The organism is Pantoea sp. BRR-3P, assembly GCF_039621635.1.
Lineage (GTDB): Bacteria > Pseudomonadota > Gammaproteobacteria > Enterobacterales > Enterobacteriaceae > Pantoea > Pantoea floridensis.
On the sequence record NZ_CP155066.1, the window covers coordinates 93,188 to 107,822 of the forward strand.

Sequence of the window (14,635 nt, forward strand, 5' to 3'; positions counted from 1 at the left end):
TGCGCATTCATGCGCACCGGGACTTTCAGATGTATGTGGTATAAAAAAAGGGCCTCCGACCGAGGCCAACACTAGCAAAAGTGTCTAAGAGACACAGATAAGGGTTCGTTTAGGCTTGCAGCAATTCAATGCTGTGGCGTATCTGGCGTTCAATCTCTGCGGTGTCCCACTTCTCCAGCGTCGATGAAAACGGCTCAAACGCGTAGAGTCCTTTGTAGCCGAGTATCTCCAGACGTTTTACCTGCGCCACGCTGTTCAGCACATCACGGTCGCTGAGCATAATGCGCTCTTCATCGGTTAACTGCGCGGTCGGTCGGGTATCTTCCACGCCAGACAAGTGCACAAGGCCAATATGATTAACATCGATCTCCTGCGGGAACTCATTCTCCGCGTTTTCATACAGGTGATGATGGAAGGTATCGAGCAGCACCTTAAACGGGACTTTGGCTTGCTGAATCAACTTCTGTACTTGCACCGCTGAACGCAGCGAACTCACCGGGAAGCCCAGCGGTTCCACTAATCCCTGAATGCCATATTTTTCAAAGCGCGGTGCGAGCACCTGCAGCGCTTCAAGCGTCTGCTGCGGCGATATCTCAATCCCTTCATTCAGCGGACACATCACCAGCGCTTTTGCGCCAATAGCTTGCGCTTCCTGAAGTAGCGCTTCGGCTTTTGCCAGCAGCGCATCATCGGCACGGTTAAACGGGTAGAGCGCATTAATCGTGACGATCTCAATCTCATACTTATCCGCCAGCGCCCGCAGCGCTGCCGCGCTAAGATCATCGGTCACCTTACCGCTCGGCATGTCATTACGTAGCTCAACCTTATTCAATCCTAAACGCTGTACCAGCTGAAAGAAGGCTTCCAGCGAAAGCGTGGGGGCAATTTTACGGTTAATACAGAAACGGGTTGGATCGATGGCCATTTGCGGCTCCTGTAGGGTGATGCGGATAAGATGCAGCAAAGAAAACATTTATTTCATTGTTATTGAATTATGAAATATCAGATATTGGATCTGTCTCGCAAAAATTTCATATTTCGTTTCGCGTTGTATGTTGTGACTGGATTTGCGGCACAAATTCTGTCCACTCAGCGGCTTAGTGTGCCGCGTTTTCAGCCGCGGAAAAATGCCGGTACGTCAGCGCTGCAGGCTGGTTTACAGCCGCTTGAAAACCGCCAGCGAAAAAATGCGATCCATGCCGCTAAAAGGAAATTTTCCAAAAAGAAGTATTTGAAAAATTTATTTCATTGCTATAGCTTCATAGCACGCTTTAAGTATTGCCTGCTCACGCAGCGTTGCGGTTTGAACCGGCTGTCTGCAGGGAACTTCACATCTAAGAGGCAACGACATGACTATCGTAGGAAACTTTATCGGCGGAAAAATTACCCATAGCGCCAGCAATGAAACCATTCCCGTGTACGATCCGGCGACCGGCAAAGTGGTGCGCGAACTGACGCAGAGCACCGCGGCGGAAGTGGAAAAAGCGATTGAAGTCGCCCATGCTGCGTTCCCGGAATGGTCGAAAACCGCGCCGCTGCGTCGTGCCCGTGTGATGTTCAACTTCAAAGCCCTGATGGAAAAACACCGCGATGAGCTGGCGGCACTGATTGTTTCTGAGCACGGTAAAGTGTGGTCAGATGCGCTGGGTGAGTTGACGCGTGGTATTGAAGTGATCGAGTTTGCCTGCGGTATTCCGCATCTGATTAAAGGTGAAAACTCACCCAGCGTGGGCACCGGCGTTGATAGCTACTCGCTGATGCAACCCGTGGGCGTGGTGGCGGGTATCACGCCATTCAACTTCCCGGCGATGGTGCCACTGTGGATGTTCCCCATCGCGCTGGCGTGCGGCAACACCTTCATCCTCAAGCCACCGGCGCTGGATCCCTCAGCCTCGGTGCGTATGGCCGAACTGCTGAAAGAAGCGGGCCTGCCAGATGGTGTGTTCAACGTGGTGCACTCGTCTAACGAAGATGCCGAGCAGTTGTATAAAGACCCGCGCATCGCGGCAGTCAGCTTCGTCGGTTCTTCCGGCGTGGCTGAGCATATCTACAAAACCGCCAGCGCCCACGGTAAACGTGTTCAGGCATTCGGCGCGGCAAAAAACCACGCTATCGTGATGCCAGATGCCGATCTTGATGCCACCGTGAACGCCATTATGGGCGGCGCGTTTGGCTCTGCTGGTGAACGCTGCATGGCGCTGCCGGTGGTGGTGGCGGTGGGCGACGATACGGCTGACAAACTGATTGCACGCCTGACGCCGCTGATTAAAGCGCTGCGCATCGGCCCGGGAATTCAGAAAGGTGCCGAAGAGAATGAAATGGGGCCGGTGGTTTCTGCCGCGCACCAGAAGAAAGTGCTGGGCTATATCGATAAAGGCGAGCAGGAAGGCGCGAAGCTGGTGGTTGATGGTCGCGGTGTTGAGGTAGCAGGTCACGCTGAAGGTTACTACGTGGGCGGCACCCTGTTTGATAACGTGACTTCAGACATGACCATCTGGCGCGAAGAGATCTTCGGGCCGGTATTAAGCATCATGCGTTCTACAGATTTCGATAGCGCGCTGCAGCTGGTTAACAGCCATGAGTTCGGCAACGGTAGCGCCATCTTTACCAGCAACGGTCACACCGCGCGCGAATTCGTACAGAACGTGGAAGCGGGCATGGTAGGCGTTAACGTACCGGTTCCGGTACCGATGGCGTTCCACAGCTTCGGCGGCTGGAAGCGTTCGGTGTTTGGTGCGCTGAACGTGCATGGTCCAGACGGCGTGCGTTTCTACACCCGCATGAAAACCGCCACCGTGCGTTGGCCGAGCGGCCAGCAAACCGTCTCTGAGTTCAGCATGCCGACGCTGGGCTAATCTCGCTCAACCAGGAGGAACAGGATGTCTCTGATTTCGAAAGCGCAAAAACCCGACAGCAACGGTCGTATTCAGCACGTCACGCCTGAGAGCGCGGGCTGGGAATACGTAGGCTTTGATGCCTACCTGCTGAAAAAAGGGCAGCGCCTGACGCTGAGCAGCGGTGATAAAGAGCTGTGTCTGGTGCTGGTGGCGGGCTTTGCATCGGTAAAAACCCGCCATGCGGAGTTCCCACATCTCGGTAAGCGTCTGTCGCCGTTTGAGCGCATTCCGCCGTACTCGGTGTATGTGCCGCATAACGATGAAGTGGAAGTGTATGCGGATAGCGATCTGGAGCTGGCGGTGTGTAATGCACCAGGCAGCGGTAATCTGCCGGCGCGCCTGATTGCCCCGGAAGATGTGGGCGTTGAGCAGCGTGGTAAAGGCCGCAACCAGCGTCTGGTGCACAACATTCTGCCGGATAACAAAGAAGCCGACAGCCTGCTGGTGGTGGAAGTGTATACCGACGAAGGCGCGACCAGTTCGTACCCTAGCCACAAGCACGACCAGAAAAATAGCCCTGACGAAACCTATCTGGAAGAAACCTACTATCACCGTTTCGATCCTGAGCCAGGTTTCGCCATGCAGCGTGTTTATACCGACGACCGTTCGCTCGACGAGTGCATGGCGCCGTATAACCATGATGTGGTGACGGTGCCGCGCGGCTATCATCCGGTGGCGACCATTGCCGGTTACGATAATTACTATCTCAACGTGATGGCGGGGCCAAAACGGTTGTGGAAATTTACCTGGGAGAAAGATCATGCCTGGGTGAATAGCGATAAGTATCCGCGTTCGTAGGGGGCGCATTTATGCGCACCAACGTTAAAAGGGCAGCCACATGGCTGCCCTTTTTGTTGGCTGGTCGCCATGAATGGCGACTCTACGAAGAGATTATTCGTTAATAACGTTGTTATTCAGCGCTAACGATACGGCGAGCGTCTGCGCCAGACACAGCGATGCCACCTGCGAACGGAAGCCATCCACCTGCGCTTCACGCACCACAAAGCACACATCGCTGAAGGCGGCCAGCGGGCTGACCTGGCTGTCGGTGATGGCGATCAGATGCGCGCCACGCTTGGCACCCAGCTCAACCAACTCCACCGCTTCACGCGCGTAAGGCGAATAGCTGATGGCAATCACCACGTCTTTAGGATTCACCATACTGAGCTGCTCGGTAAACATGCCGCCAAGGCCATCGATCAGGAACGCACGACGCTCCAGATGGCGCAGCGCGTACACCAGATAAGAAGCCACGCTGAACGAGCGGCGCAGGCCGATAATGTAGATGTTCTCCGCTTCATCGAGCATTTTCACCGCGCGGTTGAGCTGGTCCGGATTCACCTGCATCGCCAGCTGTTGCAGCGCCTGACTGTTCACCATGGTAAAGACGTTGAGAATTTCAGCCGGGCTCTCGGGTGAGCTGGCGCTGTCGTCGGTGGCGGTTTGGCGGAACAGACGTGCACGCTCGGTATAGTTAACCGTTTCTTCCATCAGATGCTGGCGGAAAACCTGTTTCATTTCATTGAAGCCGCTGAAGCCAAAAGCGTTGGCAAAGCGGATCAGCGTGGAGGGTGGCACATCAGCATGCTGCGCAATGGAGGCAACGGTATCAAACGCAATGCTGTTGCTGTTATCAAGGATATAACGAGCCACCTGCTTCAGGCGTTTACTCAGCGTCTCATAGCGACGACGGATATCGTCCTGTAACAGGGTAAGTTGTGTTGGATTATTGGTCATTACTTCGGCCCGCTAAAAAAGAAAATATGGCTGGATAATGAGCGCTATAGTACCAGATGGATGGAAAATTTCATTCGTTTGACATCTTCGTGACGCTTATTTCATCGGTTTATGAATTGCCTCACAGAATGTGCATGTTTTCCCCTCACCCTAACCCTCTCCCGCAAGCGGGCGAGGGAACCTATCGAGTGAAAGTCGAGGAATGCATTCGGTCCGCAAAATCGCAGAGGACAGTTCCTTCTCCCGCCAGCGGGAGAAGGTTAGGATGAGGGCCAACGCGCACAATGCAAAAAAAGCGGCCATCGGCCGCTTCTTTGATACTAATTCAACAGCTTAACCGCGCACCGCGCGCCAGTAGCCGATCAGGCGCAGATAATTGCCTTTCACGGTTTCGATCAGCGCCTTGTCGTCCAGTTCGCCCTGCAGCCACTGGCGTGACGGCTGGCCGAAGATAGTGCGACCTACCGCAAAACCTTTCACCCATGGCGCTTGCGCCGCCGCCGCAAAACCGGCTTTCAGCGTCTCTTCTGGTGCATCCAGACCCAGTAGCAGAATGCCGCGGCAGTGCGGATCGTTTTGCTCGATCAAGCCGCTGATGGACTGCCAGCTCTCCGCGGACAGCGGCGGCAGTTTCCACCAGTCCGGCTGAATACCCAGGCTGTAGAAGTGGCCCAGCATATCGTAATAGTAAGACTCTTTCCGGTCCGGATTACTTTCCGGCAGAATCACTTCCAGCAGCAGTTCGTGACCGCTTTTATTGCAGCCTTTCCACACATCCAGCACCAGATCATCCTGCTCTTTACGCAGTTCCGCGCTGTCATGCGGATGGTAGAACACCAGGCATTTCACTACGTGTTCGGCCGGCCAGTCGACCAGCTGCGAACCAATATTACCGTGCTCGAGGCGCAGCGGGCGGGAACTTGGCAGCTCGATGGGACGACCAATCCACCAGTTTTTACCGGTAATCGCGTTCAGCGCTTTCTGGCCATAGGTGGTATCCGCGAGGATGCCGCTTTTCTGATGCAAACCTGCCTCGTTTGCCGCTTCTTCAGCGGCGCGCAGCAGCAGCAGTTTCAGCTGTGGAATGCGCTCTTCGCTGACGCCCGCTTCGCGCGCCATATCGGCCAGCTGCTTGCGGTGGTCAAAGGCGAACACATTCAGCTCGGGCCACTGCTGCTTACGTGTCGTCACGCGGTGTAAATGATTCAGGCGTGGATCGAGATCCGGGCGCTTCACGTCGTTATCGCGGCGAAGGAAATCATCCAGCTCTTCTTTGGTTGGCATCGCTGGCGCGCAGCCGTGGCGGGAAACCACCAGTGCCCCACAGGCGTTTGCGTAACGGCATGCCTGCTCCCAGCTTTCGTCGTTTAGCCAGCCGCGCAGCAGGCCAGACATGAAGGCATCGCCCGCGCCAAGTACATTCAGCACTTCCACGCGTACGCCGCTCTGTAATGTGGTCTGTTCCCAGCTATCTGGGATCTCGCCCTCAAATACCACGCAGCCCAGCGGGCCACGTTTGCACACCAGCGTTGCCTGGCTCGATTTACGCACGTTTTTCAGCGCGGTCAAGGTATCGGTGCTGCCACCGGCAATATGAAACTCTTCTTCCGTTCCCACCACCAAATCGAAATAGTGCAGAACTTCCTGCAACTGTTGCGTTACTTCGCCCGATTCAATGAAACGCGTTTCACCGTCGCCGAGTGAGGTCAGGCCCCACAGGACCGGGCGATAATCGATATCCAATGCGGTACGCAGCCCGTTACGTCGGGCGATATCCAGCGCCTTCAACACTGCGGCACGGGTTTGCGGGTGTGACAAGTGCGTGCCGGTAACGGCGACCGCACGTGAGGAGGTGATAAACTCTTCTTTAATATCTTCCGGCACCAGGCCCATATCGGCGCAGTTATCACGGTAGAAAATTAGCGGGAAGGTCTCTTCATCTTTAATCCCAAGAATCACCAGACCCGTTAGGCGATGCTTGTCCGTGATCAAACCGTCGGTGTTGCAGCCTGCCCGCTGCAGCTCTTCACGTAAAAAGCGGCCATTATGCTCGTCACCTACGCGCGCCAGCATGGCAGACTTCAGGCCCTGAATAGCCGTGCCGTAGGCCACGTTGCCAGAAGATCCACCCAGATATTTATTGAAGCTGGTCATATCTTCCAGACGTGATCCAATTTGCTGACCGTAGAGGTCGACGGCGATGCGTCCAATACAAATCACATCAAGCCGCTTCTGTTGTGTACTCATACCTATTGTTTCCTTCTGTGATAAGCAGACACTGCGGGCGCTGCCGCCCATCATCGAGCGCTTTGCTTCCGGGTTCTCAAGGTGCCTGATTGGCTTTTACGCAGTATGAGGAATAAAAATTCCAAACACAATATGAAATGAAACGTCCGTCGCGATTTTGTGAGCCAGGTAAAACTCTGACAAAGGTGTAATACAGCAGGTGTTAAGCGCTGAATTCCAGCGATACTCGGGCTTGTGAGCCAGGTCTCAGGAAAAGAGCGATAAATCAAGGAAGCTACTGAAGTGAAATGAAATTTCGTTATGGCCGTTAAATAACCTTTTACCGTTCCACTTTCCTCCCTTTGCTCGCCCTGAAAGCGTTCGTTTCATCGCTGAATTTGATCTCTATCGCAAAATGAAATGTTTCTTCTGTAATCGTATTTAATGAAAAAAATATTTGTTTATAATCGCCACACGTTTCACTTAATCCGCGGGCGCCGTAAGCGGCAGTTGTTACCCGAACCGCGATGTACCTCACCACAGGTACCAGCATGTAAAGGAAGAAGCATATGGGCACAATCAGACTCACCACGGCACAGGCGCTGGTAAAATTTCTGGATAACCAGTACCTGAACGTTGACGGCGTGGAAACCAAATTCGTGAAAGGCATTTTTGCCATTTTCGGTCACGGTAACGTGCTGGGATTGGGCCAGGCGCTGGAGCAGGATAGCGGCGATCTGGTGGTGCATCAGGGCCGTAATGAGCAGGGCATGGCGCACGCGGCGATTGGGTTTGCCAAACAGTCGCTGCGTCGTCAGATTATTGCCTGTACTTCTTCCGTTGGACCAGGTGCTGCCAACATGATCACCGCCGCCGCCACGGCCACGGCCAACCGCATTCCTTTACTGCTGCTGCCGGGCGATGTGTTTGCTACGCGCCAACCCGATCCGGTATTGCAGCAGATCGAACAGAGCCACGATCTCAGCATCAGCACCAACGACGCGTTTCGCGCGGTGAGCAAATACTGGGACCGCGTAAGCCGCCCAGAGCAGCTGATGACCGCGTGCATTAATGCCCTGCGCGTACTGACCGATCCAGCCGAAACCGGCGCGGTAACCCTCGCGCTGCCGCAGGACGTACAGGCTGAAGCCTGGGATTTCCCGGAATACTTCTTCCAGAAGCGGGTGCATCGTCTGGATCGCCGTTTGCCCACGGCTGCACAGTTGGGCGATGCGTTGGCGCTGATTGCGCGTAAACACAAGCCGCTGATCGTTGTCGGTGGCGGTTTGAAATACTCCGACGCCGGTGATGCGCTGCTGAAATTCGCCGAGCGCTTCAACATTCCTTTTGCCGAAACCCAGGCCGGTAAAGGCACCATCGTTTCCGATCATCCTTTGAATGTGGGCGGCGTGGGTGAAACCGGCTGTCTGGCAGCGAATCTGCTGGCGAAAGAGGCCGATCTGGTGATTGGCATCGGTACGCGTTACACCGATTTCACCACCGCCTCAAAATGGATTTTCCAGAATCCGGACGTCAGCTATCTGAATCTTAATGTCAGCAACTTTGATAGCTACAAGCTGGATGCGGTACAGCTGCTGGCGGATGCGCGTGAAGGTTTAACGGCGCTGGAAAGCGGGCTGAAAGGGTTTGAAAATCATTGGGGCGACCAGATTGAACTGTCGCAAAGTAAACTGCTGAAAGAGACGCAGCGCGTTTATGCCGCGACCTATAACAGCGACGATTTCATTCCTGAAATCGCCGATCACGCCGATCGTGAAGCGTTGTTTGCCGAGTTCGAACGCCTGACGCAATCGGTGCTGACGCAGAGCAGCGTGCTGGGCACCTTAAACGAGCAGCTCCCAAAGGATGCGGTGATTGTGGCTGCAGCGGGCAGTCTGCCGGGCGATCTGCAACGCGTGTGGCGCACCAAAGATTACAACTCGTACCACGTTGAGTACGGCTACTCCTGTATGGGCTATGAAGTGAACGCCGCGCTGGGCGTGAAGCTGGCGCAGCCGCAGCGTGAAGTTTACGTCATGGTCGGCGACGGTTCGTTCATGATGCTGCACTCCGAGCTGGTCACCTCGATTCAGGAAGGGGCCAAAATCAACGTCGTGCTGCTGGATAACATGACCAACGGTTGTATTAACAACCTGCAGATGGAGCACGGCATGGACAGCTTCACCACCGAGTTCCGCTTCCGTAATCCGGAAGGCGGCAAGCTGGATGGCGGCTTTGTGCCGGTGGACTTTGCGGCGATTGCCGGCGGTTACGGCTGCAAAACCTATCGCATCACCACGCTGGAGCAGCTGGAAGCGGCGCTGATTGATGCGCAGAAGCAGACGGTTTCAACGCTGTTCGACATCAAAGTGCTGCCAAAAACCATGGTGCACAAGTACTTCAGCTGGTGGCATGTGGGCGTGGCGCAAACCTCAACCTCGACCCGCACGCAGGAAGTGGCCGACAACCTTAACGTGCATATCGAACAGGCGCGTAAGTACTAAATCCTCTTTAAGGCCGGGGTTCTCCGGCCTTGTTTATCTTAATGTATCCGAACGAACTCTACAGGTGTAATTATGACGCTAAAACTCGGTGTAATTGGTACCGGTGCAATTGGTCAGGAACACATTCGTCGCTGCAATAACGTCTTGCAGGGTGCGAAAGTGGTGGCGGTTTCTGATATCAACGTGGAAGGTGCGCGTGCGGCGCTGCAACGTCTGAATATCGAAGCCGAGGTGTATCAGGATGGCCATCAGGTGATCAACTCGCCCGAAGTTGATGCCGTGCTGGTGACTTCCTGGGATCCGACCCACGAAGAGTTCACGCTGGCCGCCATTGCTGCGGGCAAACCGGTGTTCTGTGAGAAGCCGCTGGCGCTGAGCGCGGAAGGCTGCCGTCGCATTGTCGATGCGGAGATCAAACACGGCAAACGTCTGGTGCAGGTGGGCTTTATGCGCCCGTACGATTCCGGCTATCGCGCGCTGAAAAAAGTGATTACCGACGGTGAAATCGGTGAACCGTTAATGCTGCACTGCGCGCACCGCAACCAGAGCGTTGGCGAGAATTACACCACCGACATGGCGATTACTAACACGCTGATTCACGAGCTGGATGTGCTGCGCTGGCTGACGGAAGACGATTACAAAACCGTGCAGGTGGTGTTCCCGCGTACCACGTCGAAATCCCACGCCAAACTGAAAGATCCGCAAATCGTGCTGTTCGAAACGCAGAAAGGCATCCGCATTGATGTCGAGATTTTCGTCAACTGTGCATACGGCTACGACATCCAATGTGAAGTGGTGGGTGAAGAGGGCATCGCGAAACTGCCTGAGCCTTCGGCGATTCAAACGCGCAAAAACGCGCGCCTCGGTACACCCTTGCTGACGGATTGGAAAGATCGCTTCATCGATGCCTACGACGTTGAGCTGCAGGCGTTCATTAATGACGTGAAGAGTGGCGAGCTGACCGGTCCTTCGGCCTGGGATGGCTTTGCTGCCTCCGTGGCCGCCGATGCCTGCCAGAAAGCGCAGAACAGCGGTGCGATTGAGCCGGTTACCATGCCGCCACGTCCGGATTTCTACGCTAAATAACTGAGCCGTTTGCGCATAATCTCCGGCGGCTAAGGGCCGCCTCTGAGTGGATCAGGGAACTGAAGATGAACCAAGACAACGTAAAACTGGCGATTGCGCCAATCGGTTGGACCAACGACGATATGCCGGAGCTGGGCAGTGAAAACACCTTCCAGCAAACCGTCAGTGAAATGGCGCTGGCAGGCTTTACCGGTAGCGAAGTGGGCAGCAAATACCCGCGCGATCCGGCGATCCTTAAGCCAATGCTGGATATCCGTGGTATTCAGATTTGTAACGCGTGGTTCAGCACTTTCTTTGCCAACGGCGACAAAGCAAAAACCATCGACGAATTCACCAATCACATGAATTTTCTGTATGAGATGGGCGCGCGCGTGATTGGCTGCTCTGAGCAGAGCAAAAGTATTCAGGGCACCACGCTCGCCGTGCTGGAGCAGAAGCCGATTTTCACCGATGAAGAGTGGCGATTGACGGCGGAAGGCTACAACGAGTTGGCCGAGATCGCCGCGCAGAAAGGTATGCGCTTAACGCTGCACCATCACATGGGCACCGGTATCCAGACCCCCGCCGAAATCGATCGCTTTATGGAATCGACGAATGAGAATGTCGGCCTGCTGTATGACACCGGCCACATCTATTATTCCGAAGGTTCCCAGCAGGCGATGCTGGACGTGCTGACCAAATATCTGCCGCGTATTTTCCACGTGCATCTTAAAGACGTGCGCGACAGCGTGGTTGCGGAAGTGCGCGAAAAATCGTTGTCGTTCCTCGATGGCGTGAAGAAGGGCACCTTTACCGTGCCGGGCGACGGTGTGATTGATTTCAAGCCGGTGTTCAAAATCCTCGATGATTACGGCTATAAAGGCTGGATGGTGGTGGAAGCTGAACAGGATCCGGCGCTGGCTAACCCGTTCGAATATGCGGTGAAAGCGCGTAAATATATTCGTGAGAATGCGGGGCTTTAAGTTTAACGACGCGCAATAAATTGCGGCGCTACAGCAATGTGCATGCATTTGTAGCGGCGCGATTTATCGCGCTGAATGGCATAAAAAAAAGCCGTGATCCTCTGCAGGATAACGGCCTTTTATTTGGCTCGGATTATGACGCCAACGACAGCGCCGGTTTCTGCGCGTTGACCGCCAGCCATTCGCGAATACGCGCCTGTTCCGCTTCGCTCAGCCACATACCTTGTTTGGTACGACGCCAAATTGCATCATCCAGCTCGCGCACCCACTCGTTTTTCACCAGATATCGCAGCTCGGCTTCGTAGAACTCATGCCCAAAGTTCTCACCCAAATCATCAATGCTCTTCGCGCCTTCCAGCAGCACTTCGGTACGGCTGCCGTAAGTGCGGGCAAAGTGACGCGCCATGCCTTCGCTGATAAACGGATAGCGACGACGCAGGCCCGCGGCGTAATCTTCACGCGTACCGGAGAAATCACCACCCGGCAATACCGCGCTTTTGGTCCAGGCCGGGCCAATATTCGGGTAATACTTGGTCAGTTTCTCCAGCGCGTGCTCCGCCAGTTTGCGATAGGTCGTCAGCTTGCCGCCGAACACCGACAGCAGCGGCGCCTGACCATTGTCGTCATGCACATCCAGCGTGTAGTCGCGGGTGATGGCCTGCGGAGAATCCGATTCATCATCGCACAGCGGGCGCACGCCCGAGTAAGTCCAGACGATGTCATCTTTGCTCAGCTGCTGCTTGAAGTGTCCGTTAAACACTTTCAGCAGGTAGCTGATTTCATTGTCATCGATCTTCACGTTTTTCGGATCGCCTTTGTACTCCACGTCGGTAGTACCGATGATGGAGAACTCATCCATCCACGGAATCACAAACACGATACGGTTGTCTTCGTTTTGCAGGATATAGGCCTGCTTTTCGCGATGGACGCGCGGCACCACAATGTGACTGCCCTTGATGAGGCGAATGCCGTACGGCGATTTCAGCTTCAGGCCGTCGTCGAAGAATTCTTTCACCCACGGACCGGCGGCATTGACTAAACCTTTCGCGCGCCAGGTGTACGTTTTGCCGCTATCAATATCTTCGGCCTCCACCATCCACAAACCGCCTTCGCGCCAGGCGCGGGTCACGCGGGTACGCGTGCGCACTTCGCCGCCCTGTTTCTCCACTTCCTGCGCGTTGAGCACCACCATGCGTGCATCATCGACCCAGCAGTCAGAATATTCGAAACCGCGCGTGATTTCCGGCTTGAGGGCCGAATCCGCGCCAAAACGCAGGCTTTTACTGCCCGGCAGCGTAGTACGTTTGCCCAGGCGGTCATACATGAACAGGCCCATGCGGATCATCCACGCCGGGCGCAGGTGCGGACGATGCGGCAGACGGAAGCGCATTGGGAAAGCGATATGCGGTGCCATCTTCAGCAGCACTTCACGCTCGGCTAAGGCTTCGCCTACCAGGCGGAATTCATAGTGTTCAAGGTAGCGCAGGCCACCGTGAATCAGCTTCGAGCTGTTGGAGGAGGTTGCACAGGCCAAATCCCGCGCCTCCAGCATCAGCACCGACAGTCCGCGTCCTGCAGCGTCCACTGCAATGCCGGCTCCGTTAATGCCGCCGCCGATCACGATCAGGTCTTTGGTTTCCACGTCATCTCCTCCGATGTTCGGAATAGTTCTAAAATGTTCGTTTTCGAGCGTAATAATAATCGGAAACCAACATCGATGCCAGCGGTTAACTGAATAAAAACATTTTTGCGTGATATAGCTAACATTCCGACAGGAAAAAAATCACATAACCACAGGACTTGTCAGGTTATCGCGACCGATTCTCAGGTTAAACTAGGCGCTAATTGTGTAATGCTTGGTAGTTAAGACGGTTAGGTCGTCATAAATGGCGCCCCTACAACCTCCGCATCGAGCAGTCGTAGGGGCGCCATTTATGGCGACCTGGCACCAACACCGGCGATTTTATCAACCGCTAATTGTGACGAAGTAATGAGAGACACCATGGAAACCTTCGAGTGTATTAATGTCCTGCAGGCGCAAGAGCATCTGGCACAAGGTGCGCAGCTGGTGGATATCCGCGATCCGCAAAGCTTTATGATGGGCCATGCCGCCGGTGCGCAGCATCTCACCAACGACAACCTGGCGGACTTTATCGCCAAAGCTAATCAGGATTTACCGGTACTGGTAATGTGCTATCACGGTAATAGCAGCAAAGGCGCGGCGCAGTTCCTGCTGGGCCAGGGATTTAACGCTGCATACAGCATTGACGGCGGATTTGACGCCTGGCGGGCGGCATTCCCGGCGCAGGTTGCTATCGGCGACGCGTAAGCCCATCGCATAAGCATAAGGAAGGAGAGCACCGCATGATGCGCATCACCCAGTTTAATAATCCGCGCATGGCGCAGGCGTTTGTCGACTACATGGCGACGCGCGGCGTAACGCTACGTATTGAACGCGAAAGCCACTTTGTCATTATGTTGGATGACGAAAGTAAGCTTGAGATGGTCGAAAACGAACTCGCGCAGTTTGTGCGCGATCCCAACCATCCACGCTATCTGGCTGCCAGCTGGCACAGCGGCAATACCGAAAGTGGTTTGCGCTACGAGCGCACCAACCTCTGGGGCAACATTCGGGAACGCGCAGGTCCGCTCACCATGACCATCATGATTGCCTGCATCGTGGTGTTTATTCTGATGCAGATCGTCGGCGATGATGTGGCGTTGGACTGGCTGGCGTGGCCGGCGGATTCGTCGCAATATTTCCAGGTGTGGCGCTGGTTCAGCCATGCGCTGCTGCACTTCTCGCTGCTGCATATCCTCTTCAACCTAATGTGGTGGTGGTATCTCGGCGGTGCGGTTGAAAAGCGCCTTGGCAGCGGCAAGCTGTTTGTGATTATGCTGATATCCGCGCTGTTAACCGGCTGGATGCAGGCCAAGTTTAGCGGCGTGCTGTTTGGTGGCTTATCTGGCGTGGTGTATGCGCTGATGGGATACTGCTGGCTGCGCGGTGAGCGCGATCCCGACAGTGGCATTTACCTGGAACGCGGCCTGATGGGCTTCGCGGTGGTGTGGTTGGTCATTGGTTTTTACGGCGCATTTGGTCTGGCGATTGCCAATGCGGCGCACGTTACCGGTTTGCTGGTGGGTCTAGCGATGGCCTTTGTTGATACGCGCAAGATCGCGCGTCGTTAGCAGTAGCAATAAAAAAAGCGGCTACGAGCCG

11 protein-coding genes are annotated in these 14,635 nt (G+C 54.9%); 7 read left to right on the plus strand and 4 right to left on the minus strand.

Annotated features, from left to right (window positions below):
- Positions 1 to 109: 109 nt before the first annotated feature.
- Entirely contained in the window at positions 110 to 925 is an 816-nt protein-coding gene (locus tag AAGR08_RS00415) for a TIM barrel protein (RefSeq protein ID WP_097097632.1), read from the minus strand.
- A gap of 424 nt (positions 926 to 1,349) precedes the next feature.
- On the opposite strand from AAGR08_RS00415, the gene AAGR08_RS00420 reads away from it, so the two are divergent.
- The gene (locus tag AAGR08_RS00420; protein WP_097095762.1) at positions 1,350 to 2,855 is read left to right on the plus strand and encodes a CoA-acylating methylmalonate-semialdehyde dehydrogenase; all 1,506 of its coding nucleotides are present in this window, start codon (positions 1,350 to 1,352) and stop codon (positions 2,853 to 2,855) included.
- Between the two features lie 24 nt (positions 2,856 to 2,879).
- The gene (iolB, locus tag AAGR08_RS00425; protein WP_345827899.1) at positions 2,880 to 3,695 is read left to right on the plus strand and encodes a 5-deoxy-glucuronate isomerase; all 816 of its coding nucleotides are present in this window, start codon (positions 2,880 to 2,882) and stop codon (positions 3,693 to 3,695) included.
- A 93-nt stretch (positions 3,696 to 3,788) separates the two neighbouring features.
- Here the strand turns inward: iolB and AAGR08_RS00430 are convergent, their stop codons facing one another.
- Positions 3,789 to 4,634, minus strand: coding sequence for a MurR/RpiR family transcriptional regulator (locus AAGR08_RS00430; RefSeq protein WP_097095764.1), 846 nt, complete (start codon positions 4,632 to 4,634; stop codon positions 3,789 to 3,791).
- A 333-nt stretch (positions 4,635 to 4,967) separates the two neighbouring features.
- Positions 4,968 to 6,881 carry a 5-dehydro-2-deoxygluconokinase gene (gene iolC / locus AAGR08_RS00435; RefSeq protein WP_345827901.1) on the minus strand — a complete coding sequence of 638 codons (1,914 nt, stop codon included), beginning with the start codon at positions 6,879 to 6,881 and terminating at the stop codon, positions 4,968 to 4,970.
- A 548-nt stretch (positions 6,882 to 7,429) separates the two neighbouring features.
- Here iolC and iolD point away from each other — a divergent pair.
- The 3 genes from iolD to iolE all read left to right on the plus strand — a co-directional run bounded on the left by iolD (position 7,430) and on the right by iolE (position 11,412).
- On the plus strand, positions 7,430 to 9,364 hold the full coding sequence (gene iolD / locus AAGR08_RS00440) for a 3D-(3,5/4)-trihydroxycyclohexane-1,2-dione acylhydrolase (decyclizing) (RefSeq protein WP_097095766.1): 1,935 nt from the start codon (positions 7,430 to 7,432) through the stop codon (positions 9,362 to 9,364).
- Between the two features lie 72 nt (positions 9,365 to 9,436).
- A complete protein-coding gene (locus AAGR08_RS00445) occupies positions 9,437 to 10,450 on the plus strand; it encodes a Gfo/Idh/MocA family oxidoreductase (protein WP_097095767.1) in 1,014 nt (337 codons plus the stop codon).
- A 65-nt stretch (positions 10,451 to 10,515) separates the two neighbouring features.
- Positions 10,516 to 11,412, plus strand: coding sequence for a myo-inosose-2 dehydratase (gene iolE, locus AAGR08_RS00450; RefSeq protein ID WP_097095768.1), 897 nt, complete (start codon positions 10,516 to 10,518; stop codon positions 11,410 to 11,412).
- Between the two features lie 133 nt (positions 11,413 to 11,545).
- Here iolE and glpD read toward each other — a convergent pair whose 3' ends face one another.
- A complete protein-coding gene (gene glpD, locus AAGR08_RS00455; RefSeq protein ID WP_097095770.1) occupies positions 11,546 to 13,054 on the minus strand; it encodes a glycerol-3-phosphate dehydrogenase in 1,509 nt (502 codons plus the stop codon).
- Positions 13,055 to 13,414: 360 nt separating this feature from the next.
- Here glpD and glpE point away from each other — a divergent pair, with 360 nt between their 5' ends.
- Both glpE and glpG read left to right on the plus strand, forming a co-directional pair.
- Positions 13,415 to 13,741 (plus strand): thiosulfate sulfurtransferase GlpE, encoded by a 327-nt coding sequence (glpE, locus tag AAGR08_RS00460; RefSeq protein WP_097095771.1) that lies wholly within the window; start codon positions 13,415 to 13,417, stop codon positions 13,739 to 13,741.
- A 38-nt stretch (positions 13,742 to 13,779) separates the two neighbouring features.
- On the plus strand, positions 13,780 to 14,604 hold the full coding sequence (gene glpG / locus AAGR08_RS00465) for a rhomboid family intramembrane serine protease GlpG (RefSeq protein WP_345829944.1): 825 nt from the start codon (positions 13,780 to 13,782) through the stop codon (positions 14,602 to 14,604).
- Positions 14,605 to 14,635 lie beyond the last annotated feature (31 nt).